The following is a 25,966-nucleotide window of genomic DNA, read 5'->3' as shown; positions in this document are numbered from 1 at the left end:
CGATGCAAAAGCTCATCAACGACCCTCAGGATCTGGTCTCCGAGATGCTCGACGGGATCCTGCTCGCACACGGTGATCAGTTACGTGCCGTCGACGACCCGCACTCCATCGTGCGCGTAAGCGCCCCTGTGCAGGGCAAAGTCGGTATCGTCACCGGCGGAGGGTCCGGTCACCTCCCACTGTTCCTCGGATATGTGGGAGAAGGCCTGCTCGATGGGGTCGCAGTAGGCGACATATTCGCTTCGCCTACCCCCGATCAGATTCTGGAAGTCACCAAGGAAGTCGACTCCGGTGCCGGGGTTCTCTATCTTTACGGGAACTACGGCGGAGATCTGATGAACTTCGACCTGGGAGGAGAGCTTGCAGAACTCGACGGACACACCGTGCGCACGGTTGTGGGCCGGGACGATGTCGCATCTGCCCCCAAGGGCGAAGAGCAGTTTCGCCGCGGCATCGCCGGACTGTTCCTTCTCTACAAGGTCGCCGGCGCCAAAGCTGCAGCCGGCGCGCCGCTAGACGACGTCGTTGCCTTTACCGAACGTGCCGCTAAAAACCTGCGCTCGTTCGGAGTCGCGCTCTCGCCGATGGTGCTCCCCGCAGTGGGGAAAGCGACCTTCGATCTACCCGTCGGGCAGATGGAGATCGGAATGGGCATTCACGGAGAGCAGGGCATCGCGCGCCGAGCGCTACAGAGCGCCGACGAGATTGCCGACGAACTCCTCGGTGGCATCTTGGCCGACATCGACATTCCCTCGGGCAGTCGAGTTGCCGTTCTGGTGAACGGACTGGGAGCGACACCAGCGGAGGAGCTCTACGTGATCTACCGCCGTGTGCACAGGGTTCTCGCCGATCGTGGAATCAGCATCTACCGTCGTTGGGTGGGAGAATTCGTCACCTCGCTCGAGATGGCAGGTGCGTCGTTGAGCATCCTGGTACTCGACGACGAACTCGCCCACGCCGTCGATGCTCCCGTTCGCACACCCTTCTTCGAGCAGTCATGACGATCGCGAACTCGCTCACCGCAGCTGCGGAGGCGCTCGAGAACAACGTCGATGAACTGACACGATTGGATTCGATCGTCGGTGATGGCGATCTCGGATTGACTGCAGGCAAAGTCGCTGCCGCGATCCGCGAAGCAGTCGCAGCCAACACGGGCGACACGTCGACGTTGCTACAGCAATGTGGACGCCGCATCGCAGGCACCGCAGCATCGAGCTGTGGAACGTTGATTGCGACGGCCTTTCTGTCTGCGTCCAAGCTCGACAACAGCGGATCGCCACGCGAACAGTTGGCGGCGGCCCTGACCGCTGCACAAGAAGGCATACAGAAACGAGGCAAGGCCGCGCCGGGGGACAGAACCCTTCTCGACGCACTGGCACCGGCCGCCGACACCGCGCGAAAGGCGTCCGCCGATCTGCCGTGGGACGACATCCGATTCGCTGTTGCGGCCTCGGCCCAGAAGGGGATGGAAGCAACGAAAACGATGACCCCTCGTATCGGCAGAGCTCGTAGTCAGCCCGAACGTGCCCTCGGAAACCCCGACGCGGGCGCGGTTCTCGTCGCAGTTGCTTTCAATGCGGCTCTCACCGAGGTGTCCTAGACCGTCAGCAGCTACCGGCGCGACGTCACACCAGCTGCGATCGGTACGTACAAGGAAGTACGGAAAACAGGAAGCACTATGACAATTCACCTGAGTCCAGCGCAGACGGCTGAAACCTCCTGTCTGCAAACGATTATGGATTCGCGATGACTCGCCTCATCGTCAACCGGGTACTGTTCGCCATCCCCGTGTTGCTGCTCATGTCCATCATCACCTACTTTCTGGTGTCCCTGATTCCCGGTGACGCCGCCACTGTCGTGCTCGGTGAGGACGCCACACCCGAACGTATCGCCGCCCTCAACGCGCAGCTCAATCTCGATAAACCGTTCTATGTTCAATGGTGGTACTGGCTGACCGGTGCTGTGCACGGCGATCTGGGAACATCCCTGTACACCGGTGAAGACGTGTCCAGGGTCATCACACAGCGTGTGTGGCCGACCGTCTATGTCGCAGGCCTTGCCACGATCGCAGCAACGGTCATCGGCGTAGTTCTGGGCACTTGGGCCGCGGTCAAGCGCGGCGTCTGGGCGAAGATCGTCGACGTCGTCGCCATGTGTGGCATCTCCTTGCCGAACTTCTGGATCGCACTGTTGCTCGTCGTACTGATCGCCGGGCGACTCGAACTCCTACCGCCACTGGGATACGTTCCACCACAAGAAGATACGTCGGAATTCATCCGCCACATCATCTTGCCTGTGTCCGCACTCGCGGTGGCCGGAATCGCCATCATCGCCAAACAGACACGCGATTCGATGGCTCAGGCACTCAGCCGTGACTTCATGAAATTCATGCAAGCCAACGGCATTTCCACTCGTTCTCTGATTTTCCGACACGGACTGCGGCATGCCGCAGTTGCGATTCTTACCGCAATGGTGGCGTGCTTCGTCAATTTGTTCGGCGGCACGGTGGCACTCGAGGCCATTTTCGCCCTACCGGGCCTCGGTTCGCTCGTCGTCATCACCACCACTCAGCACGACCTGGTCACCATTCAGGGTGCAGTGCTGGCGTACACCGTCGTTGTACTCGCCGCAACCCTCTTCGGCGATATCGCCCATGCCCTGCTCAATCCGAAGGCGAGGACCCAGTGAGTACTCTCCTGACCCCAGACTCCCCCAGCGCGGTCGCCGCGCAAACACAAGTTCGTCGGCGCCGACCGAAGTTGTCGGCGTTCACTGCGGTTGCCGGCACGTGGCTGGCCGTGGTGATCATCGCGTGCGTGTTGGCATCTGTTCTCGCGCCCTATGACTCGATGGATCAGGATCTGACTCGAATCCTGCAGGGCCCCAGCAGTGCGCATTGGCTAGGGACCGACAGTCTCGGACGCGATCTGTTGTCGCGATTGATGTTCGGAGGCCAGTCGACGCTGGCCGCCGTGGTGATTGCGCTGGTGACCTACCTTGTGGTGGGTAGTACTCTCGGCTTGCTGGCGGGGTATCTCAGCGGATGGACCGATCGCGGAATTTCCGGACTCAACGCCATTTTCATCGCCATGCCGCACATCATCATCTTGTTCGTGGTGCTCTCGATCTACCGTGGCAATCTGTACCTGGCCATGTTCGTATTCGGGCTGTTGTGCGCTCCGGTGCTCGCCCTCATGGTCCGCTCAGCAGCGGCGGCGGCTCGAAACGAGTTGTTCGTCGACGCCGCGCGCGTCTCGGGACTGTCTCCCTTGCGCATCATCTTCCGGCACATCCTGCCGCGCACGATCGGTCTGATCGTGGTGCAGGGCACCGTATTCGGGGCCAACGTCATCGTCCTCGAAAGCGCGTTGAGCTTCCTGGGATTCGGCACACAACCGCCGGATCCGAGCTGGGGCAACATGGTGGCCGAAGCAGCCGCCAACATCTCCCTCAACGCGTGGATGCTCTATCCCACCGGTGCCATCATCGCTTTGACAGCGCTGTCGGTCGGACTCTTGGGTGACTCGCTGCGTAACAGACTCACCGGAGGCTGGACCGAACCCAAACTGACCCTCAACAGTGGAGCACTCGCGCCAGCCTCGGTGTTTCCGCAGGTACCGGCAGAGGTGCTGCTCGCCGTTGATGATCTCAGTGTCGGCTACCGAGTCGGTGAGGACGTCAAACCAGTCGTTCGCGGAGTCGGATTCCAGGTCAGACGCGGAGAAACCGTCGGTATCGTCGGTGAGTCCGGATCAGGGAAGTCCACGGTTGCTTCGGCGATCCTCGGCGTCGTCGGCAACTCTGCGGTCGTCACTTCTGGCACCGCCGTCTACGACGGAACCAATCTTCTGTCACTGAGCAGCAAAGAGCTCAGTGCATACCGAGGTAGTCGCATCGCCTACGTGGCACAGGAACCGATGGTCGCTCTCGACCCCAACTTCACAACCGGCAAACAGCTGGTCGAGGCCATCAGATCCAATACTGCACTGACCAAGGACGAGGCCAAAGCCCGCGCCATCGAACTGCTCGAATTGGTGGAGATCCGCGATCCGCAGACGTGCTATCGGAGTTATCCTCATCAACTCTCGGGCGGCATGGCCCAACGAGTGTCCATCGCGTTCGCGCTGTCCGGTGAGCCCGAGCTACTGGTCGCCGACGAACCGACCACTGCTCTGGATGTGACGGTGCAAGCCGGGATCCTGGGTCTGCTCATCCGGTTGCGCGAGACCGCCGGCCTGTCCATCGTCATCATCACCCACGACTGGGGTGTTGTGGCAGACGTCTGCGATCGCGTCGTCGTGATGTACAAGGGCGAAGTAGTCGAAGAAAGCACCGCAGAACTCATATACAACGACCCACAACACCCATACACCCAGGCACTGCTGGCATCGAATCCGCACGGTGCGACAGCGCTGACAGACCTCCCCGTGATCACCGGAACATTCGAAACACCCAGCACCAAGCCTGAATCCGCATCCTTCGCCCAGGCCGAAAGGTGAGCTCATGACCACCCCATTGCTCGAGCTCGAACACCTAGACGTTGCCTACGGATCAGGTCAGCGTGCGGTATGCGTGGTGCATGACATCAGTCTCGGGATCAACGCTGGAGAAGCACTCGGCATCGTCGGCGAATCAGGGTCCGGAAAGTCCACGATCGGGCGAGCAATCCTCGGCCTGTCGCGGCCCGTAGCCGGACGAATCCTGTTCGAGGGACGAGACATAACGAACGTCAACCGGAAAGAGCGCCAAAAGCTCTCGACCGACATCCAAGTGGTGTTCCAGGACCCACGGAGCTCACTGAACGAAGCCAAGAAGATTCGCGACATCCTCACCGAACCGGTCGTCGCGAACAAGACGATGAGCAAACGAGCTTCACTCGAACGCGCGGCCGAATTGCTCGACAATGTCGGATTGAACTCCGATGCCATGGACAAGTTGCCCGGGTCGTTCTCAGGTGGCCAACGTCAACGAATCGCCATCGCACGGGCCTTCATGCCCTCCCCCAGGCTGGTCGTCTGCGATGAACCAGTGTCGGCACTGGACCTCTCGGTTCAGGCGCACATCATGAACCTGTTCCGTAAACAGCAGAGCGAGACCGGAGTTGCGTATCTGTTCATTGCACATGACCTGGCCGTGGTTCGAGTGCTGTGCGACCGCGTGATGGTCATGAGCGCCGGCCACGCGGTCGAGACTGGCCCCACCGACGAGGTGTACTCGAATCCCAGCCACGACTACACAAAACGCCTACTGGCAGCCGAACCACACCCCGACCCGGCCATTCAACGTGAACGGCGCAAGAAGTGGGAGTCCCTCGCAATGGCATCGACTCAGGTGAACGCTCGTGCCTGACCGCCCCCATAGCCCCAGCGGCACCGACACACGCCCGCACCCAACGGAGAGATCAATGAGGTTTCGATCATTCGTCCGACCCGGCATCAGGCTCACCACAGCCGCCGCCGCGACGATACTTGTGCTCGCAGCCGGATTGACGGGATGTTCGAGCGCCACCGACGCCGATGCCAAAGTCCTCACAGTGGCCGCGAGCGTGGGCCCGACGAGCCTCGACCCGATGCTTCAGGCCGTGGACCAGATCAACAACATGTACATCAACCTGGCCTACGACTCGTTGACTCGAATCGACGGAAACGGGGAAGTCGTGCCCGATCTGGCAACCCGATGGGAGTACACCGACGACACGCAGACCGTCTTGGCCGTCACGCTTCGCGACGGGGTCAGATTCTCCGACGGCTTCCCCATGACCGCCGAATCGGTTGCCAAGTCCTTGGATTACGGCCGAACCAAGGGCGTCAACGGTCCCAACTGGCTCGGCTCGGTCACCTCCGTCACGCCGGCGAACGATAATACTGTCCTGATCACCAGCAGTGAGCCCAACGACGCGTTGCCGTTCCTGCTCTCACAGCGCATGCTGCTCGGCTCGGTCGTCTCCGAGGACGGCCTGGGCGACCCGCAATCGTTGAAGCGAGGCACATACGGGGCAGGCCCATACATGCTCGACTACGAACAGACGATCTCCAACGACACCTACGTCTACGTCCCGAACCCCCACTACTGGGACGACAGCCGCATCAAATGGGACAAGGTCGTCATCAAAGTGGTCGGAAACTATTCCGCCGCACTACAAGCAGTGCAAAGCGGTGCAGCCGATCTGTTCAGCGCCGACCGCCCCACCGCCGCCGCTGCACGGGAACGAGGTCTCTCGGTAGCCACAGCGCCGTTCGGCCTCACCGGAATCGGATACCTCGATCGAGCCGGCGAGACCGTACCAGCTCTCGGTGATCCTCGCGTCCGCCAGGCATTGAACTACGCCATCGACCGCCCATCGATCTCCGATGCGGTGTTCAAGGACTTCTCCGTCCCCAACGCGTCGCTGGTGCTGAATGGATTCCCCGGCTACGACCCCCAGGACGTCGACGCATTCGCATTCGATCTGGACAAGGCAAAGCAACTACTCGTAGAAGCCGGCTACCCCGACGGCTTCACCTTCGAGATGTCGGCGCCCACGTCGAACAACACGAACCTCGTTGCTCAGGCGGTGATCGAGAATTGGGCCAAGATCGGCGTCAATGCGAACCTGACAACCTATACAGATCTCGGTCAGCTTCGCGCCGACGTCATCGCCAAGAAATTTCCCGTCGTCGCATTCAATTATGGCGCCCTGCCCACGTACGTCCAAGCCAAGAGCTTCTTCACCGGCGGTGCCAATCAGTACAACCCGTGGAAGGTCAGCAACCCACAAGTCGATGCCGCGTTGCACAGCGGCGCTGTCGCACTCGACGACGATTCACGCAACGCGGCTTATGCCGATGCCTGGCGTACAGCGTTGGTCGATCAGGCATGGTTCTCCAACGTCTACGTCCGCGACCAGGTCACCGTCTACGACCCGACACGCGTCTCGGGAGTCGACATCACCACGCAGAACCCTGTGGTCGACCTCGCTTGGACAGTAAACCCGACGCAACCCTGAGTCCCGGTGCGTGCAGCAGGTGTCCGGCTGCACGCACCGGATTTCACAGTCGCAATCGACCACTAACACCGTGCAGAGAATCCGATGATTGGTAGAACTCGATGAAACCCACCGTAGGTGTCGCTGGAACCGGGGTATGGGCCCAACGCGTTCATCTGCCAGCGCTGGCAGCCCACCCGGAGGTGATCTTGGCCGGAGTGTGGGGTCGCGACCGGGCAAAAACAGCGGCGATCGCCGAACAGTACGGGGTCCGAGCATTCGACGACTACGAAGCCATGGTCGCCGACGTCGATATCGTCGATCTGGCGTTGGTTCCCAGCCACCAGCCGACATACGCGCTCCACGCAGCGGGTGCCGGCCGAAGCCTGCTCCTGGAGAAGCCGGTCGGCATGAACAGCTCCGTTGCAGCGGATTTGGCCGATACTGTGCGAGAGAACGGTGTGGCCGCACGTGTCTTTCTCCCACGCTTCTACAGCCCCACCCGGCTGGCCTGGCTGCAAGAGCAAGCCGAACGGCACTGGGACAGTGCACACCTGGAATGGATCGCTTCGGCATTCCTGCCACATAATCCATTCTCGGGACAATGGCGCGATCGAAGCGGAGCGCTATTCGACGTCGGCCCGCACGTGCTCTCCCAATTGGAGTACATCCTCGGCGGCGTAATCGGCTTCACCGTCGACCAATTCGACGCCGAAGGCGACATCCGGCTGCAGCTGCGGCACGATTCGGGAACGACCAGCACGGTCATGATCAACGTGCACACCGATACACCGGCCCTGCACGAGACGCTGCAGCTGATCGGAGACGACCACAGCAGCACCCTGCCGCCGCAGCCCGTCGACCAAGTCGAAGCATTCACGTGCATGGTCGATCAGCTCCTCGCCGAAACCCAACAGAGACCGATTCCTGTCGGCGCAGCGGAGATCACCACAGTCGATGCAGCAGTACACCACGTACAGCTGATCGAAATGATTTCCGCACGTGCACAGCAACTTTCGCACACCGATCGCACATAACACTGCAACCTGAGGACATATCCAATGCAACACGACGACAGCGCAGACATCCGCGGATTCCACATGGTCGGCCCAGCAGACATGGCCGCGATAGAGACCCCCAGACCAGGCGTTGCTGGACCTGGAGACGTGACCGTCAGATTGGAACTGGCAGGACTGTGCGGTAGCGACCGACCCGGCTTCGTCACCGGGCGCAACCCCCTCGGTGGATCGCCGGTTGGCTTTCCTCTCCACGAATGTGTCGGCACAGTCATCGAATCCACCACCGAACCAGCGTTGGTCGGCAAAAAAGTCATCGCGATTCCGCGAGCCGACTCCGGCCTCACCGAACTCTTTCACGCCGAGATCGCCAAGACCTACGTGCTGCGTCATTCACTCGATGATGAAACCGCCATCCTCGCTCAACCACTGGCCACCGTACTGGCGGCGGTAGATCGGCTCCCCGATATCACCGGATCGCGTGCTCTGGTGATCGGAGCTGGGTCCATCGGCCTGATGTTCGGGTACGTCCTCAGACAACTCGGTGTCGACGTACTTCACGGGGTCGACCCGCAGAATCGCTCGGGCGCCCCCCTGGTCGACCACTTCGACTCCCTGACCACGTCGATCGACTCGAACATCAAGTACGACCTGGTTGTCGATGCCGCCGGTCACAATCCTGAATTGGCCAACATCGCTGTGGATGCTGCAGCCCACCGCGGTACGATTCTCGCTTTCGGTGTGCCCGACGACGATGTCTACGCTTTCCACTACAAAGCATTTTTCCGTAAATGCCTGACACTGGTGGCAAATGTCCAGCCGAATTGGAGTACCTACCTGCCGCTCGCCGAGGACTACCTGGTCGCTCACCCCGGGATGGCCGAGTTGGTCAGCCACGTCGTCGATATCGACAAAGCGCCATCGGCATACGAGGCAGCGTTCCTGCAGGAGAATCCGTCCCGAGGCAAGGTGCTCATCTCGGCCTCTTCCTGGCTGGGTGACCGAGCATGACTTCTCGACGCTGATTCCCCGGAGCGGGCATCCATCGGCCCACACCCCCTTGTTCGTTCGACAGGAAGATGACATGACACTGCACGGAAAATCCCTCATCAACGGCAAATCCGTCGCCGGCACCGACGGTGAGACCGCCGGCGTCGATCCAACGTCCAATGAAACTCTCGAACCGCCCTACACACTGATCAGCAGTGAACAACTTCGCGAGGCCACTACCGCCGCCGCCGACGCCTACCCCTCGTTCAGCGCATTGTCCCCGAGCGCACGGGCTGCGTTCTTGAACACGATCGCCGACAACATCGAGGCGATCGGTGACGAACTCATCGCTCGTGCGGGGGCGGAGACAGGACTCCCCGCCGCCCGTTTGACCGGTGAACGTGCCCGAACGTGCAACCAATTACGCCTGTTCGCCGACGTCGTCATTCGAGGCGACTTCTATGGCGTGCGAATCGACCCAGCGCTGCCGGATCGTAAACCCCTGCCCCGAGCGGACATTCGGCACTATCAGAGGCCGCTCGGCCCAGTTGCGGTCTTCGGTGCAAGCAACTTTCCATTGGCGTTCTCGACAGCCGGAGGCGACACAGCGTCGGCGTTGGCCGCGGGATCGCCAGTGGTCTTCAAAGCGCACAATGCACATCCCGGAACCAGCGAACTGGTAGGACACGCAATAGCGTCTGCGGTCGCGCAGCACAACTTGCACCCCGGAGTTTTCTCCCTGGTGTTCGGACGTGGCGCCGATATCGGGCAGGCCTTGGTCGCGGACCCAGTCATCAAGGCTGTCGGATTCACCGGTTCACGGTCGGCAGGAATCGCCCTGATGCGTACCGCCGCAGCGCGGCCGGTACCGATTCCGGTCTATGCCGAGATGTCTTCGATCAATCCGGTCTTCGTCTTTCCGGGTGCACTCGAAGGCGACATCGACTCGCTCGCACAGCAATACATCACCTCAGTCACCGGTAGTTCCGGTCAATTGTGCACGTCACCTGGCCTGCTGTTCGCACCCACCGGCAACGCTGGAGACCGCTTGGTTGCCGCTGTTGCCGACGCGGTGCAGAAATGCACCGGGCAGACGATGCTCACCCCCCATATCGCGGCGGCGTGGCAACGCGGTACCAACGATCTCGAGTCGGTCGAGACTGTCGAGGTCGTTGCGCGAGGCGAGGACGGGCCTACGCTGAACGCTCCTGCCCCCACGATCTTCGGAGCTGGACTGACCGAATTCGTGGACAACGCTGCGCTTCATGCGGAGATTTTCGGAGCTGCGAGCCTGGTCATCCGATACGACGCGGCTTCCGATCTCGTCACCGCGATCAACGCACTCGAAGGCCAGCTGACTGCGACGTTGCATCTCACCGACGACGACCACGTCGATGTGGCTCCGCTACTACCGTTGCTGGAGGAGACGGTCGGACGAATCATCGTCAACGGCTGGCCCACGGGCGTGGAAGTCGGTCATGCGGTCGTGCACGGTGGGCCCTTTCCCGCCACATCGGATTCTCGGACGACGAGCGTGGGCAGTCTGGCAATCGAACGATTCCTCCGCCCCGTGGCGTATCAGGACACCCCTCAACCGCTGTTGCCCCCACCGCTACAGGACTCCAATCCCTGGGGTCTGTCTCGCCGTATAGACGGCGTAGTGGTTTCTGCCCGCTAGCGTGACCCCAGTTACCCGAACGGTCATCACTAACCGTTGCTCGCCAGTGCGAACCAGTGCCGACACGACGCAGTACACGGGCCGCGTGCCTTGTGCTGCGTCGTTTGCTGCGGAGCCGCTGTCACTGTGTGCTGTGTCCTGCCGATCGCCAATTGAGTCACGGCCCAGAGCTCATTTATGGCGTGTGCGGATTGTTGGTATCGGCGTCGATCACCGCCCGCGCTAGCGCGTCGTTGGCGTGAAGTGGGTGGGCCGTGCCGGGGTGATCCGCAGAAAGATCGATTACTGCGGATGGCTGAATCCACACGGTTTTCATTCCGGTACCGGGCAGCAGTGAATCAAGACGAAAGGATGCGCAATGCGGATACGAGACGCCCCTACGAGGGTTGTGTGGCTGCCTCTGCCCCGCGCGGAAGAGTGGGAATGGCAACTCAGGGGTTCATGTCGAGAGAAGGGCTCGTCCGCCTTCTTTCACCCGTGGAACGAACGCGGGACCGAGAGGGTACGGCGCGACGAGGAGGCCAAACAGATCTGCAGTGGATGCGACGTCCTCACCGAGTGTCGACGCTACGCGTTGGAGGCACGCGAGCCCTTCGGGGTGTGGGGTGGAATGTCCGAGTCCGACAGGGCACAGGTGTACCGCTCCATGGGATCCGAGTTCGAACGAACATCACGCTACGGGGACTGAATGTCAACATCGACCGCCGGAACGTGCACTCACTCTTGCACTGAGTGAAACCAGATAGCGTCGACGTCGAGTCCCTCGAGGTCTTGATTGCATGCTGCCTGGGCCACCAACAATCGACCGGTCGTCACGAGGTGCGTGCGCATCGCCGCCTCGGCGGCGTCGGCGTCGTTCTCCGCGATCGCGGAGACAATCGGAATATGTTCTTGATCGATGTCGGCAAGCGTGCGAGTGCGATCCGCAGTCGAAACGCCGAGCAGCCGGGTCGATTCACGAAGTCCCGCAACGATTCTTTGCGCCCGAACGTTACCGGCCGCCTGCAACACGTGATCGTGCAACAACTGGTCATGCGCAGAGAACTGAACTTCGTCCGACTTACGGACAGCCTGGCGCATCGCAGCCATCCGCTTGCTCAGCATCTTCTTCGTCGACGCAGTCGCGATCTGTGCGGCTCGCCTGACCGCCGGCACCTCCAGTGCGAGGCGGACTGCGAAGATGTCGGCGATCTCCTGCGGATGCGGCAACATGATGTAAAACCCCTGGCGGGCCTCGAACCTGATCAATCCAGCTTCCTCTAGCCGTAACAAGGCTTCCCGCACCGGAGTTCGTGACACACCGAGCTGGTCGGCAAGCTGATAGACGGAGTACTTCACACCCGGGCTCATGCGTCCTGAATCGATGGCAGCCTGAATCGCAGAGACAACCTGATCCATGCGCCGACCTGCTGTCAGCGTCAATGGTTCGAGTGCGAGTTCAGTGTCGGTCACCGCCGGAACACTACTCGCCGGAGCGCTCACGTGGAATGTTACAGATCCCGCCGCTACAGCATTCGTAGCATGCTACGAATGCTGTAGCATGCTACGAATGGTCTCAGCTGACGCTTTCGCAGCACTGCTCCGCAACAACGGCGTGAGCGACATTTACTCCGATGGAGCGCACCGCGCTGCCTACTCATCGGACGCCTCGCTCTACCGAGTGACCCCTACTGTCGTGGCGTGCCCGCAGAGCAGCGACGACGTCGCCGCGATACTTGATGTATGCCGCACGGAAGGCGTGCCCGTCACTGCTCGTGGCGCCGGCACATCGGTGGCAGGCAACGCGGTCGGAACCGGGGTGATCGTCGACTTCAGCCGACACATGAACAGAGTCCTCGAAGTCGATTCCTCGTCACGAACTGCTGTGGTCCAGCCAGGAACTGTGCAGGCGGTCCTGCAGGCTGCAGTGGCTCCACACAATCTGAGGTTCGGGCCGGATCCATCGACGCACACTCGGTGCACGATCGGCGGCATGATCGGCAACAATGCATGCGGCTCTCGCACACTCGGATACGGCCGAACATCCGACAACGTCAGCAGGATGGAGCTGATGACCGGTTCGGGCGAAGTTCTTCGATTGGCCTCCGCGGTGGAAGGGTCCACCGTCGCATTGCCGGACCATTCGCCACTGCTGGACCAATTACGGACAGTCACCTCGTCGGGTCTGGCGACCATCCGAACCCAGTTTGCACAGTTCGGTCGACAAGTCTCAGGCTATGCGCTCGAACACCTGTTGCCAGAGAACAAGTTCGACGTCGGCCGGATGGTCGTAGGGAGCGAGGGCACCCTCGGGTTATTGACCGAAGCTACCGTCCGCCTCGTCACCGAGCCGAAGGTCCGAATACTGGTCGTGCTCGGATACCCCGATATCGCATCGGCGGGCGATGCTGCGCCGACAGTTCTGGGCTTCGCGCCCACTGCATGCGAGGGCATCGATTCGCGGATCGTTGACGTTGTTCGTGAGCGGCGAGGTCACTCGGCAGTTCCACCACTTCCGCGCGGTGCGGCCTGGCTGTTCGTGGAGGTCGTCGGCGACACCTACCTCGATACTGTTGCGCTCGCAGAACAGGTGGGCCACGGATGCGGCGCAGTTGATTCACTCGTGGTCACCGATGCGGCGCGTGCAGCTGCGCTGTGGAGGATCCGCGCAGACGGTGCAGGACTCGCCGGACGCAGCCCAGCTGGACTACCAGCACACGCGGGGTGGGAGGACGCTGCGGTCCCTCCAGCTCGACTGGGAGAGTACCTCCGCGACTTCGACGCCTTGATGGATGATTTCGGCGTGACCGGACTACCCTACGGCCACTTCGGCGACGGATGCTTGCATGTTCGCATCGACTTACCGCTGGACAAGCCCGGCGGCCCACGGGTGTTTCGCGAATTTCTCAATGCAGCAGGAACTCTCGTCGCCAGCTATGGCGGATCTCTGTCGGGAGAACACGGCGACGGGCGCGCCCGAAGCGAACTGCTGCCTTTGATGTATTCCAACGAAGCGCTCGACCTGTTTGCGGCAGTCAAGCATGCCTTCGATCCCGACAACATACTGAACCCGGGCGTTGTGGTGGATCCGCGCCCGCTCGATGCAGACCTTCGAGTTCCAGCCGCGCCGTTGATTCGTCGCGACCTCGCCCTCGCTTATCACGGCGACGGAGGCGATTTCACCCAAGCCGTACACCGTTGCACCGGAGTCGGAAAGTGCCGAGCCGACAACACCACCTCGGGTGAAGTCATGTGCCCGTCGTACCAGGCGACTCGGGACGAGAAGGACTCCACTCGCGGACGAGCCCGCGTGCTGCAAGAGATGATCAACGGCACCGAGATCACCGGCGGATGGCGCGCCCCAGAAGTGCACGACGCGCTCGATCTTTGCCTGTCCTGCAAGGGATGCGCATCGGACTGCCCCACCGGCGTGGACATGGCAGCATTCAAGTCCGAAGTTCTCCATCAGAGCTATAAAGGCAGATTGCGACCTCCCTCGCACTACTCACTCGGCTGGCTACCTCGGTGGGCGAAGATCGCCAGTAAAAGCCCCCGGCTGGTCAACAAGGCAACGAAGCTACCGGGCATCGGGCCGTTGGCGCTGTCGGCCGCAGGTGTCGATTCTCGCCGCAACATCCCGCCGTTCGCGCCGCGAACATTCCGATCCTGGTTCGAGTCGACGGCACACGAGAGGTCGACAAGCGGTGACCCGGTCATCTTGTTCGTGGACTCGTTCACCAACTACTTCACCCCCGAAATCGGGATAGCGACTGTTCGGGTGCTCGAACACGCCGGATACAGCCCTCGAATCACCGACAAGCAACAGTGTTGCGGACTGACGTGGATCTCCACCGGCCAATTGGCAGGAGCGAAGAAAAAGCTCGGAGCCACGGTCGACGCATTGTCCGCATCAGCGAACAACGGTGTCCCCATTGTTGGTATGGAACCCTCATGCACCGGCGTACTCCGCTCGGACGCCGTCGAACTGGTGAACAACGACGCTTCCCGTCGTGTCGCGGGCGCAACACGTACCCTCGCGGAATTGCTCAAAGAGCGTGGCTGGGAGCCTCCATCCCTGTCTGGGATGAAAGTAGTTGCGCAACCTCATTGCCATCATCACGCGGTCATGGGGTGGAGCCCGGATGCTGAACTGTTGCAGACTGCGGGAGCAGAGGTAAAGCGTCTGGGTGGATGTTGCGGACTCGCAGGAAACTTCGGAGTCGAGAAGGGACACTACGAAGTATCAGTCGCTGTCGCGGAACAACAACTACTGCCAGCGATCGCCTCGGCGGATGAGAGCACTTCGATCTTGGCAGACGGATACTCCTGCAGAACACAACTGTCCGATCTGACCTCCAGACACGGCCAGCATTTGGCAGAGCTGCTGGCGTCGAAGCTTCCTTGATGTAGAGCATTCTCAACCCGTTCACGTCAAGCGGCGGCGCATGGAGTCGGCTGCGTGTCAGTCGTCCATGACCACCTTCTCCGTGAAGTCGGTACTCCTTCGCCCCAGAACAGGCGACACTTGCGACGATACGGCGGCAGCGAGGGGTGGCTGGTGAGATGTGCAAGGACGACAGCGATTGTGGCTCGGAGTCGGACGTCCCCGGCACGGGTTGTTTCTGCGGAGCGACCCTCAGTGCAGTGCCGGACGTGTCAGCCAGTATCGGTTGCACCGGAAATGCGGTGCGATGGCAGGTGGAGGCTGATTTAGAACCGACCGTGCCGATGATCCCGCCTTTGCCGAAGTCTGAAAAGGTACCTCAGAGGTCGACTATGCCGGCGAATATTCTTCGCGCGGTGAGTGTTACGGCGACCCATGCAACCTCGCCGCATGCCGTTGCATCTACCTGGATATCCATCACACCGCTGGGGTGTTGGAGTGCGATCGTTGCCGGACCCTCCTTTATGGCACCGTCTCGGAGCTGTCGGATGCGAGCCAACGACGCAGTCGCGAGGCCGGCGCCGATCCGGCCTTCCTCGGTGACGGACATACGGCCTTCGCCGATCGCGATGCTCAGGCCTCCTGCGGTGAGCGTTCCGCAGAAGATGAGGTGGCGTGCTCCGTGTGCGATGTTGACGAAGCCGCCACAGCCGGGCATCAGTTTGCCGAACCTGCTGACGTTGACGTCGCCGTGTCTGCTGATCTCGCCGAACGACAGGATGCTGACATCTGGGCCGCCGCCTTCGTAGAAGTCGAAGACCTCGGACTGGGAGAGCACACACTCCGGGTTTCGAGCGACGCCGCCCACCGCCGGCCAGCCACCCATCGGGCCCTGCTCGACCGTGAAATACAGGTCTTGGCGGCCACTGCGGCGTGCCGCCTCCGGCACGTCGTACATCGGGATCCCGGCGCCGAGGTTGACAACCGCGTCTGTCCCGACCAGACGCAGCGCCAGTGCTGCAATGACATCGCGAGGACGACTCAAAGGTGCAGGTTCGGCTAGCTCGACCACTTTAGTGCCGAGCAGCACCGCGTCCTGCTCGTCCTCCCAGACATCCTGCGTGGACAGTACGACTATGTCGACCATGGCTCCGGGAACACGGGCCATGCGGGCGGGGAGTTCGCCCTGCGGGATGATTCGATTCACCTCGGCTATGACGGTGCCGTTGCTACTGCGCGCCGCCATCCGCGCGACCGTAGGCCTACTCCCTGCGGTCACCGCGGCAGTAGCGGGGCTGGTCATGCTGTTCTATCCACTCACGGACAAGAGGTTCAACGAGTTGGTGATCGATATGAGGAAACAAAGAGACGACTCCCCCGAAGCTCCCCTCACCAGGCCGAGTGCTCAGGCTTGATGGTAGATCGAGGAAACGGCCCAGAAACTATTCAGTAGAATACGCTGCCGTATCGACCCTCCCGGTCACTCCTACATTCATCAGGCTCGGTTCGATCACGGCGTGATTACTACCGTCTTGCAACCGCAAATGCGTGATTGGAGTGCATCTCCGTAGCCAATGCCCAATCACTCGACCGGTACGTTGTAGAACGCTCACCAACAGACTGAAATCTCGCAGAACTAGTCGGGCTGGGTGTCGTAATCACGGGACCACTGTGAACTGACCCTCCCAGGGTGATGGGACCACCGGCCGCCGTGCCGGTGGTTCCCATTGTTTGCCCTCTCGATCGTTTGTCACAAGCCATTGCCCGCGCGCCCGACGATGATGCGCTGATGTTCGAACGAAACTTGGATTCCGCTGCAGCAGGTGAAGGTATTTACATCATTTCGATCTGCCCGCCTAATTGCCCTTGTGCGCATCACGATGTCGCACGCGAAGCATGAACACTGCAGCGAGTGCCGCCAAAATCGTGAGTGAGCCGGATACGATTAAGCAGATCTGCAATCCGTCGAGAAAGGCCTCACCGACCGCGGTCATTGTTGGACCGGTTAAGGATCCGAGGTCGAGGCCGCCCACAGCTCCAAGACCTGCCGTGTCGACAGCATCGACGACGGTCCTACGCGCTTGTTCGGGCACGTCGAGCTCGGCCAGTTTGTCGGGAAGCGAGTGGATTGCTCCGGCAGTGAGCAGTGCGCCCAGAACTGCCGGTCCAAGTGCACCACCTACCTGACGGAAGGCGTTGTTTCCTGCGGCCGCCATTCCTGCAAGGTGATACGGGACCGACGAGACAGCGGTCGCAGTCATCGGTGTCATGACTAATCCCATCCCCACACCGAGTAGGACGAGCCGCCACGCGATCGAGACGAACGAGGTGTCAATGCCGAGTGAGAGGAGCGAGAACTGAGCCGCCGCCAGCATCACAAGTCCAGTCGTAATGAGAGTGCGCGCTGAGATTCGGTGCATGAGACGGCCAGCAATGTTGCCGGCGACCATGGAGGCGCCGCTCATCAGAGCTAACCGCCATCCCGCTTCCAACACATCGAGTTGTTGGACCATCCCGAAGTAAAGGCTCAGCACGAAGAAGAAGCCGATCAGCGCCAGGAACGTGATCATTGCAATCAACGTCGTGCCGGTGAATGCCTTGCTGCGAAACAACGCCAGATCGAGCATTGGGCTGGACGAACGCCGTTCCAGCACCATGAAAGCACCTATTGCGAATGCTGCCAAAGCAAGTGCGCTCAGGACCATCGGTTCCGCGAAACCATTCGCACCGCCTTCGATGACGGCGAAAACGAGCGCGCTGATTGCCAGTGCGGCAGAGACCTGACCGCCCCAATCCAGACGCCGAGGGTGAGGGGACCGGGATTCGGGAAGTACTGCAATCGCGGTGGCGACACTCGCGAGAGCAACCGGTATCGGAAGCAGATATATCCACCGCCATTGGAAGTGAGCAAGGATCGTGCCTGCGATGATCGGCCCGACTGTCAGTGAGAACATGAGGGAAGTAGCCCAGAGCCCGATGAACTTTCCGCGCTCGCGGAAGTCCGGCACAGCTTCGTTGATGAACACCAACGTGGTCGGTAGTAGCGCCGCGGCGGCGAGACCAGACAGTGCCTGGCCGACCCACAACACCTGCACCGATTGTGCCGACAGCGCTACGAAAGAACCTGCCGCCGAGAGCAGTAGACCCGCGACGAAGACTTTCTTGCGTCCGTGCACGTCACTGAATACACCCGCGGTCAGGATAAAGGCCGCCATCGGCAGCACGAAAGCGTCCTGAACCCACGCTAGTTGCGCTGTGGTCGCGTTCAGCGCGCTCTGAATGGCTGGCAGGCTGACCGCCACAGTCGTTACGGGCAGATAGGCGACGAATACACCCAGGCAGGCCATATAGATCATCCTGTTCCGGTGCCTTATACCTGGAAGGGGTGTGGTGGTAGCGGTCGCGGACACGCGGCCTCACTTTCGCGATCGATCGAGTTGGGCTCTCCAGTGTCGACGGCGTCAGGCCTCAGGAGCGACACAGCGGCTGCAAACTTGCATATTCCGCCATTGTCCATGCTCAATAGCCTAAAATTGCTCTACAATGGACTACGTAAACGCAACAATCCTCCGCGCACTCCAGATCGATCCTCGGGCATCGTTTCGCCTACTCGGTGACATCAGCGGGGTATCCGAACAGACGGCCGCCCGGCGGTACCGGGCGCTGCGGCGGTCCGGGGCTATTCGCGCTGTCGGACTGGTCAATCCGGCTGTGCAGCGTCAAGTTCAATGGATCGCCAGGCTGCGGTGTCGACCTGATCGCGTCGAAACGCTGGCACGCTCGCTGGCACGTCGACCGGAAGTTGCCTACGCACACATTGCGTCCGGTGGCGCCGAAATCATCTGCATCGTCCACGCGCCGATAGAGGCAGCCGGTGACGACCTGCTGCTCAACGGACTGCCTCAATCAACTACCGTCCTCGACATCAGGATCGAACTTCTGATGCACTCGTTTGGGACCAGAGGCACTACGCACTGGACAGGCTTTGGAGGAACGCTGACCGCAGCGCAGTTTTCCATGCTCCGACCCCGTGACATGGTCGTCGCCGATCAGCCTCCTCCGCCATCACTTGATGATCAACCACTGATTTCAGCCCTGGCGGCGAACGGGCGCGCTTCGATCCGCGAACTCGCTCGCGCTGCAGACTTACCCGAAGCTAGCGTACGGAGCCGGATACAGAACCTCGAGAAAGTCGGCACCCTCCGTTTCGATCTCGAGTTCCTGCCTGAAAAGTTGGGCTTCCACCTTAACGCGACGCTCTGGTTGCGCATTGCGCCTTCCTCCCTCGAACACGTCGGTACGGCGCTTTCGGATCATGCCGAAGTTGCTGCAGCAGCGGCGATTTCAGGCGAGTACAATCTCATGGCAATCGTCGTGTGCAAAAATTCAGATCACCTCTATCGTTACATGAGCACTCAAGTGGCATCTATCTCGGGAATTCTCGGGTACGCAGTGAGCATTCGCGTGCGTCGCCTCAAACAGGCCGTCTCGCTTGTAGCCCACGGACGACTCATTCGACCTATGTAGAGGGCGCTTCGGGTTCGAACCAGGCGCATCGTGGTGCATGCTGTTGACTTGAGTACTCGGCCTGTAAATTTCGGAAGAAGCTAGTTGACGGAATAGGGCCGCGTAGGACAGTCGTGGTGGGGACGCCGACGACGTTCGGATTTCGAAGGAACCATTTCGGGCCGGAAGGAAGTCGCGTGGATGGTCGATCCGGAGTGCGCATGGACATGGTGTGCGACACCCGCCGGAATCCAGATCCCCAGAACAGGCGGCACCGCCCACAGGTCACCGGCAGCCTCGACCGTGACCGTCCCGCCACCGGTCCACAAAAGCTCGTGATCGAGGTGCAAGCACACTCGGCACGCTCGGGTGCGCGAAGCGCTGTTGCCGCACCATCAAGACACGCCTTGACGTTTCCAGGGCTGGACGCCGACAACCCGGTGTTACGTCAGCCAGGTAGCTACGTCCGGCCTCGCCGCTGCCTCCTACGATTCGGCGGCGTCCACGCTGCCCAGCAGGTCGAGAGTGCGTTGCAGCAGCGCTTCGATCCGGTCTTCGACGGCGTCGACCAGACCCGTTACGTCCGCCATACCCGTATGCGCGCGTCGACGCGCGGCGATCCCGCGTTCGTAGTAGCCGGGGTCGAGGTCGACCGAGATGGACTCGTGCACAACATCTTCAGCAGGTAGTTCGTTCGACTGCTCGTCGAACCTACGACGCGCCGGTCTCGGCGCGCGGCGGGGCGGAGCGCCCGTGAAGTGCGCCCGCACCACCACGGCGACTGAATCCGGAGTCATCGCAGTGGCGGGGAACGGCATGTGCCCCCACCGATCGATCGGCACCGCCACCGGGCCCGGACGGCGCGGCCACTCCCCCATATCCGGAAAACTATTGCGGTGCAGCTGTTCTGAGAGCAATGCCGTCGATGGGTAGCGGTCGGAGAACTGCAACACTTCCGCCCACCGGTCCCACAGCTGAGCCGGCGAGCTCGCGCCCCCGGACTGTGACGGGATTCGGATCCGGTGTCCGCCACCGATCCACACATCCGGCCCGTCGACGCTGACGTCGGTACGGTCCAGGCTTGCGATCGCGGTATAGGACAGACCGGCCCCGGCCAGCAGGAGCAGGACGGCGTCACGCCGCCCGAACAGCGCTTCGATCGAGCCGGTCGCGGGCAGTGCTGCTACAGCTGACCGTAGTCGTTCTTCGCGATGTCGAATCCGTGCTGCGCGAACGGAATCGAGAGCCAAACGCAGCGACGTCACACGCCCCGGTAGTGGAAGTCCCGCGTCTCGATGTGCTCGGTTGATCGCCGAGACCCGACGCAGCTGCACCGCATCGCTACCGGGGTTCTCGTCCAGGAACTCGGCCACCGTCACCGGTGACGCCGGCAACGAATCCTGCTCGGCTGCGGTGCACCAGTCGGTGAACAGCGACCACGCGTGGCTGTATCCAAACGTGGTCGTAATTGGCGGCACGACTGCGACGCTACCGCCAGGGACCGACGCCGGGCGACGAAGAGGCGGTGTGGGCCGCCGGTGCTGCGGCGTAAAGACTCACTCGCAACCCGCTGCGGCAGACTCGCCGGTCGCGTCCGCGCCAACTCCACCTCGACCAGAGCTGCATTCACCTGGGAATGTCCTTGCAGGGTTGCTTCGCCGAACCCCGGCGACAGGGTCTGCACCAGCACGAACTCGCCGTCACGCACGTCTCGGACAGCCACCTCGACGAGGTGGTCTCCGACAGGCATGATGCAGTGTTGGACACTGTTCACCCGGCTTCTATACCCCGCCGGCGGCCACTTCATACCCAATTCCTGTCCGACTCCGTTCGACGTCCATCGTGGACGTGACCGATCTGGGACAGAATGGGTGGACAGCGCATCGCCCGGATGGTGCCGTCGACCCGTCCATGGCCGCGGCTACCTCACCTTCCGGCCTGTCGTCGACCACGGGCGGTAGCCAGCCGTATGACTTCGCCGACGATCAACACCGGGACACCAACAGCCACAACGATTCCCGAGACCACCACTATGGGGATCAGAACCGAATACACCTAGCGGAGTTCGTTCTCTGCCGCGAACACCAGAGTCCCACCGTCGAGTGCAATCGCCCACCTGCGAGGCAGCGCCCAGTCGCGACCCCAGGACTTCTCCGATGCCGGCAGCTCCCCGAAGTCCTCGACCACCGTCCCCGCGACAGCGTTGCCACCCCGGGTCAGTTGTACTCGGTCACCAACGCGGCGGCCCGATCCGGCGACATCGTTGTTATCGGTCATGAACTGCATTGAAGCATGCGCCCACCGATCGATACCACGGCTCGACAGAGCGTTCCCTGTGACAGCGGCTGTAGCGGGCCGACATTCAACCCCGAGGTGTGTTCACCGACGCCACGATCGAGCGCCACAGGTTCGTTCGGTAAGCGCAGTTTCCGCACCGTCAACAAGTTGTTGACGATCCCGGGTCAGGGTGCCGCGCCATGATGCACCCACTACGTCAATCAGATGCCTCAGCCCAATTGGCGCGCGGTGGGACATCAATCAACAGTGGCGCTCATGTCCGTGGCCGCCTTCGATTGAGACTTACGTGCCCGGACACTGCGAGCTGAGGTTCTCGGCAGACACATCTTCACGACGAGTGCTCCGATTCCGCCGCCGACGATTGACACTGCGGCTGCGGCGCCGATCCAACCCACAGGTGGCCCTTGCACGCTGTCTGGATCGACGACACCTCGCTGAGTTGCCATCAAACCTACTAAGGACACTGTAATGAACAGTGACAGTGCCATTCCCAGACCTGCACTCGACACCGTCCCGACCCTCGAGCCGGTACGGATAGTTGCCACGCCAGAAAACACGGCGATCGTGAGACCCGAAACAGCTAGATAGAGAACGATCCCGGAAATCGACGTCGTCGACGTGACGGCCGAGTCCGTCCACTGCTCGGCGATCCGGTCGGGAAGATCAGAAGCCCACAACACAGCAGTGCCAATGCCGATCCCACTCACCAAAATGGGCACCGTGACCACGACGGCGGCGGCGCGAATATTCATTGGGTAACACCCTCTCTCTACACACCGCGATGAGCAGACCGTGCAACGTCTGCCGTCTCACACCACTCACAGCCCCGAGCATGGCGGCTCACCCCCAGGCATCCCGAATCGAAACCCTAGGATCGACGGGTTCGACGACCGTCGCCCCTCGACCCGAGCCGAATCTCGACGATTCCTTCATCTCAGCAACTGATACGCCGTAACACCTTGTGTGTGTTGACTTTCAGAGCTTCAGTAGTCGACCGACCACGCGGAAGTCGCAGCCGAATGGCAGGCAACTACGACTAGTTGCGTCCGTACTGGCAGGAGAAGAACGCGGCGACTTGCCGACCAGACAACGCGGACGGAGTACCTGCTGGCTTGAGCGGGTAGCTCCGTCGAACGCGTTTCGGTGGCCTTCGATGTGTTGGTTGCTCAGCAGACCCGAACGCATCTGTGACAAGCAGGTTCCGAACGCCCACAACAGGACAGGACAGCCCCACCGCACGAGGTCAAGACGCAGCCCACACATACCACGGTGCTCGAGCACGATATGCACAGTGCGCATCCCGCTGCACCGAGAATGCAACCCAGTTGCGATTCCACCTGACACGAACTTCGCAGCTGGTTTCCCGTGATTTGGCAGATTCCATTGCACCCTCCACACGGGTCCGCGGCTCGGGCGATGTCAGCGTCGTCCGGAATGAGGGTAGGAATGGCACCGTTGATGCTTTGCTCCAGGATCAGGAACGTGGCATCACTGGCTTGGCCTGTGGTGTCGCTGATCCTCACCAGGAAGGAGGCGGAGCCGACATCGCCGACCGGTGAGGTGAAGTCCTGTGTGTAGAGGGCGATCCCGTCTTCTCGAGAGTAGACGTAGGTCCAGGTGTGCCGAATTCCGTCGTCGAGGTCGACGACCTGCCCTCCTCGCTCCAGTTCGTCAGGGGAGTCGAGAGAAAAATTCTTCAGGCGTTCGGTCCCGGCTTGCAGCGTTGTCGGTGCTGATCCGAGTACGTTGAGAGCATCTGCTGATTCGAGCTGCCTTTTCGCTGCGTCAGCTAACTCCGTACCTGTCAGTGTTCGCGGAGTCGATCCACTCAGGTCACCTTGACCGGGAGCGGCGAATGCGGGTGCGGCTCGACCTGCAAGCATCCCTGCTCCCGCGATCGCCCCGACTGTGCCCGCGAGCACTTTGAAGAACACACGACGAGATTTGGTGTGTGTCAGCGCTGTACGGGCGCCAGTTCTTTCGGCACCGTTCGATCGGTCCAGTTGCTGGCTACCCAGACTGGCCAGGACCTGCCACGCCGTCTTGGGACCAAGGGCTCTACCGAGGACCGGTCCTATCTTCCACCCGGTCCAGCCTTCGACCTTGCCGCCCGACACTCGGATCAAGGTAGGGAGCCACGGCGCACTGTCGCCGAAAACATCCTCTCGCCAGCGGGCCATGTGCTGGTTCGTCAATGGCAGTACCTCGACGACCGAACCAGTGTCTCGCTGAACATTTCTGGCGATGGCGCTACACGTCGAACATGAACTGTCGAAACCTAGATAAAGTTGAGTTCGATTGTCCCCCAATGTTAGATCATGCGTCATCGGATCTTGCCTCGAATTGATGGTGCCCACCTTCCTGGTTGTCCGTTCGCGACCGCATCAGTACGGGCTCGGCCAGCAAGACCAGCCCTACGACGATCTGCACTCCTCCGAAGATCGTGTTGAGCTGCTCGTCGACGACCCACACCACTCCAGCAGCAATGATGACCACTCCTGCGATCAGCCGTATCACTGACCTGAGCGACCACGATCGACCGGGATTGCCCGTGTGTAGCCTCATCTCACCACCGATTCGGTAGTGAATCGGTCCACCGGCTCGCACCGTGTAGGTGCAATTCCGGATGCGCGGGCGAGTGAGGTCACGGAGTTACAGACCGCATTAAGGATGCCGAATTCCTCTCCAAAGCAATACATTTGACGTCAATGCCTGCGATACCGTAGTGACATCGACTTCACCCTCATGGGGCAAAACGGACGGTACGGGGTTTCCGGTCTGATTTCAACGAGCTCGATCCTGTCCGGGTTCGGGCGTCGACGGGCCGAGCACATCGTCAGCATTCGTCTCAGAACCGGGCAGTGCGACCTTTCTACCGTTTAGCTAGACGAAGAACTTGCGCGCCGATAGCCTTGACTCATCGATGACCCAGTGTTTACCCGAAAAGGATCTCCGTCTGTGTTGACTCTGTCGCACTCCTCCGCGTCATCCACTCCTGTTCGTCGCTTCACCCGGCTGGCCGTTCTACCGGTACTGACGGCGGTCGCACTGGTCACCGCGTTGGCTCCGGCGGTATCGGCTGCGCCAGGAGCAGCTGCATGGGAAGTGTCTTCGACCGTCGGCGTAGGTCCGGGCCCGAACCAGTTCGCGTTCAGTCCGGACGCAACACGCTTGTATGTCACCGCGGGCGACGGTGTCGACGTCATCGACACCGCGACCAACCAGGCCATCTCGCGGGTGTCCGTTCCGTCGTCGGTCGGCGGGATCGCCGTCACCCCCGCAGGAGATATCTATGTCGCCGGAAGTGCGGGAATCGTCTACGTCATCGACCCTGACACGTCCACTGTCGTTGCCGAGGTGGCGCTCGAGGTCGGCGCCATCGGCATGACGATCTCCGGCGACTCCGTCTACGTCACCAACGGCACCACCGGAGTGGTCCATGTCATCGACACAACAACCAACACAGTCGAATCCACTGTGTCCGTGGGAGCGAACCCGGTCCAGGCGACGGCGATCGACGGCACCGTCTACGTCACCAACGCAGGTTCCGGCTCTGTTTCTGCGATCGACGCCGCCACCGACACCGTCATTGCGACCATCCCTGTCGGGGGCTTTCCGATCGGGGTCACCTCGGCAGCGGGACGGGTCTATGCGGTCGAAGGCATCAGCCAATCCGTCACTGTCATCGACGCCGCCACCAACACCGTCGTCGACTCCCTTGCAGTCGGGGGCGGCTCGCTCACTGGCATCGCTGCCACCTCCGATGGCGGATCGATCTTCGTCAACCAGTCCGACACCGACACCGTCGCGATCATCGACACCGACGGCCACGAGCCGCCGCAGACCGTCTCAGTCGGTGCACGGCCGGGAGGGGCCATCGTTGCCCCCGGCAACACCACGGCCTACGTCACCAACGGTGAAAGTGCGTCGGTGAGCGTGCTGATCGCAGCCAGCGAGCAGTGCATCGGCATCGCGTGCCTGCCCACCGGCTCGTTCGGCGGATAGCAGGAAAGGTCGCCTCATGTCGCCGGGGGGCTTCGTGGTTCGAGGAGGTTGTGAACCGTCCTGGGACTGGTGGAGACCGTGATCTCACCAGGAGAATGCAGATATGGCTGCACCGAGGAAGTTCGACCAGGAGACCCGTGAGCGGG

At 61.4% G+C, this 25,966-nt stretch carries 19 protein-coding genes; 13 read left to right on the top strand and 6 right to left on the bottom strand.

All coding sequences use genetic code 11. The features are described 5' to 3' along the window. Positions 1 to 2 precede the first annotated feature (2 nt). The 10 genes from CHB96_RS26865 to CHB96_RS26820 all read left to right on the top strand — a co-directional run bounded on the left by CHB96_RS26865 (position 3) and on the right by CHB96_RS26820 (position 11,336). The gene (locus tag CHB96_RS26865; protein ID WP_089252112.1) at positions 3 to 1,001 is read left to right on the top strand and encodes a dihydroxyacetone kinase subunit DhaK; all 999 of its coding nucleotides are present in this window, start codon (positions 3 to 5) and stop codon (positions 999 to 1,001) included. Further along, positions 998 to 1,600, top strand: coding sequence for a DAK2 domain-containing protein (locus tag CHB96_RS26860; protein WP_089252110.1), 603 nt, complete (start codon positions 998 to 1,000; stop codon positions 1,598 to 1,600). The genes CHB96_RS26865 and CHB96_RS26860 overlap by 4 nt, the downstream gene beginning before the upstream one ends. A 146-nt stretch (positions 1,601 to 1,746) precedes the next feature. Beyond that, entirely contained in the window at positions 1,747 to 2,688 is a 942-nt protein-coding gene (locus CHB96_RS26855; protein WP_089252108.1) for an ABC transporter permease, read from the top strand. After that, the gene (locus CHB96_RS26850) at positions 2,685 to 4,499 is read left to right on the top strand and encodes a dipeptide/oligopeptide/nickel ABC transporter permease/ATP-binding protein (protein WP_141136577.1); all 1,815 of its coding nucleotides are present in this window, start codon (positions 2,685 to 2,687) and stop codon (positions 4,497 to 4,499) included. Before CHB96_RS26855 ends, CHB96_RS26850 begins: the two co-directional genes overlap by 4 nt. Before the next feature lie 4 nt (positions 4,500 to 4,503). Next, positions 4,504 to 5,349, top strand: coding sequence for an ATP-binding cassette domain-containing protein (locus tag CHB96_RS26845; RefSeq protein ID WP_089252104.1), 846 nt, complete (start codon positions 4,504 to 4,506; stop codon positions 5,347 to 5,349). A 55-nt stretch (positions 5,350 to 5,404) separates the two neighbouring features. Then, the gene (locus tag CHB96_RS26840) at positions 5,405 to 6,985 is read left to right on the top strand and encodes an ABC transporter substrate-binding protein (protein WP_089252102.1); all 1,581 of its coding nucleotides are present in this window, start codon (positions 5,405 to 5,407) and stop codon (positions 6,983 to 6,985) included. A gap of 101 nt (positions 6,986 to 7,086) precedes the next feature. After that, on the top strand, positions 7,087 to 8,001 hold the full coding sequence (locus tag CHB96_RS26835) for a Gfo/Idh/MocA family protein (RefSeq protein ID WP_089252100.1): 915 nt from the start codon (positions 7,087 to 7,089) through the stop codon (positions 7,999 to 8,001). 24 nt (positions 8,002 to 8,025) lie between these two features. After that, positions 8,026 to 8,991, top strand: a complete 966-nt coding sequence (locus CHB96_RS26830) for an alcohol dehydrogenase catalytic domain-containing protein (protein ID WP_089252098.1) — start codon at positions 8,026 to 8,028, stop codon at positions 8,989 to 8,991. Positions 8,992 to 9,064: 73 nt separating this feature from the next. Next, the gene (locus tag CHB96_RS26825) at positions 9,065 to 10,648 is read left to right on the top strand and encodes an aldehyde dehydrogenase (NADP(+)) (RefSeq protein WP_089252096.1); all 1,584 of its coding nucleotides are present in this window, start codon (positions 9,065 to 9,067) and stop codon (positions 10,646 to 10,648) included. 358 nt (positions 10,649 to 11,006) lie between these two features. Next, positions 11,007 to 11,336: a WhiB family transcriptional regulator gene (locus CHB96_RS26820; RefSeq protein WP_089252094.1), complete on the top strand. Its 330-nt coding sequence runs from the start codon at positions 11,007 to 11,009 to the stop codon at positions 11,334 to 11,336. A gap of 29 nt (positions 11,337 to 11,365) precedes the next feature. Here the strand turns inward: CHB96_RS26820 and CHB96_RS26815 are convergent, their stop codons facing one another. Next, positions 11,366 to 12,100, bottom strand: coding sequence for a GntR family transcriptional regulator (locus CHB96_RS26815; protein ID WP_245866234.1), 735 nt, complete (start codon positions 12,098 to 12,100; stop codon positions 11,366 to 11,368). 97 nt (positions 12,101 to 12,197) lie between these two features. On the opposite strand from CHB96_RS26815, the gene CHB96_RS26810 reads away from it, so the two are divergent. After that, positions 12,198 to 15,032, top strand: a complete 2,835-nt coding sequence (locus CHB96_RS26810; RefSeq protein WP_371829059.1) for an FAD-binding and (Fe-S)-binding domain-containing protein — start codon at positions 12,198 to 12,200, stop codon at positions 15,030 to 15,032. 358 nt (positions 15,033 to 15,390) lie between these two features. Here the strand turns inward: CHB96_RS26810 and CHB96_RS26805 are convergent, their stop codons facing one another. Continuing rightward, complete coding sequence (locus CHB96_RS26805; RefSeq protein ID WP_141136576.1) at positions 15,391 to 16,314, bottom strand: hypothetical protein; 924 nt, start codon at positions 16,312 to 16,314, stop codon at positions 15,391 to 15,393. Between the two features lie 553 nt (positions 16,315 to 16,867). After that, entirely contained in the window at positions 16,868 to 18,358 is a 1,491-nt protein-coding gene (locus tag CHB96_RS26795) for an MFS transporter (protein ID WP_371829058.1), read from the bottom strand. A 196-nt stretch (positions 18,359 to 18,554) separates the two neighbouring features. On the opposite strand from CHB96_RS26795, the gene CHB96_RS26790 reads away from it, so the two are divergent. Beyond that, the gene (locus tag CHB96_RS26790) at positions 18,555 to 19,538 is read left to right on the top strand and encodes an Lrp/AsnC family transcriptional regulator (protein WP_089252084.1); all 984 of its coding nucleotides are present in this window, start codon (positions 18,555 to 18,557) and stop codon (positions 19,536 to 19,538) included. A gap of 464 nt (positions 19,539 to 20,002) precedes the next feature. On the opposite strand, the gene CHB96_RS26785 is transcribed toward CHB96_RS26790, so the two are convergent. The 3 genes from CHB96_RS26785 to CHB96_RS26765 all read right to left on the bottom strand — a co-directional run bounded on the left by CHB96_RS26785 (position 20,003) and on the right by CHB96_RS26765 (position 24,380). Further along, on the bottom strand, positions 20,003 to 20,995 hold the full coding sequence (locus CHB96_RS26785) for a hypothetical protein (RefSeq protein ID WP_245866232.1): 993 nt from the start codon (positions 20,993 to 20,995) through the stop codon (positions 20,003 to 20,005). A gap of 577 nt (positions 20,996 to 21,572) precedes the next feature. Then, positions 21,573 to 21,794, bottom strand: a complete 222-nt coding sequence (locus CHB96_RS26780; RefSeq protein WP_089252181.1) for a hypothetical protein — start codon at positions 21,792 to 21,794, stop codon at positions 21,573 to 21,575. Between the two features lie 2,337 nt (positions 21,795 to 24,131). Next, entirely contained in the window at positions 24,132 to 24,380 is a 249-nt protein-coding gene (locus CHB96_RS26765) for a hypothetical protein (RefSeq protein ID WP_141136575.1), read from the bottom strand. 393 nt (positions 24,381 to 24,773) lie between these two features. Between CHB96_RS26765 and CHB96_RS26760 the strand changes: the two genes are divergently transcribed. After that, positions 24,774 to 25,820 (top strand): beta-propeller fold lactonase family protein, encoded by a 1,047-nt coding sequence (locus tag CHB96_RS26760; protein WP_089252076.1) that lies wholly within the window; start codon positions 24,774 to 24,776, stop codon positions 25,818 to 25,820. Positions 25,821 to 25,966 lie beyond the last annotated feature (146 nt).

Origin of the sequence: Rhodococcoides kyotonense (genome assembly GCF_900188125.1) — a bacterium.
In the GTDB taxonomy this organism is placed as follows: Bacteria; Actinomycetota; Actinomycetes; order Mycobacteriales; family Mycobacteriaceae; genus Rhodococcoides; species Rhodococcoides kyotonense.
The sequence above is the reverse complement of the archived record's forward strand: the minus strand, read 5'-3'. Positions and strand labels throughout refer to the sequence as shown.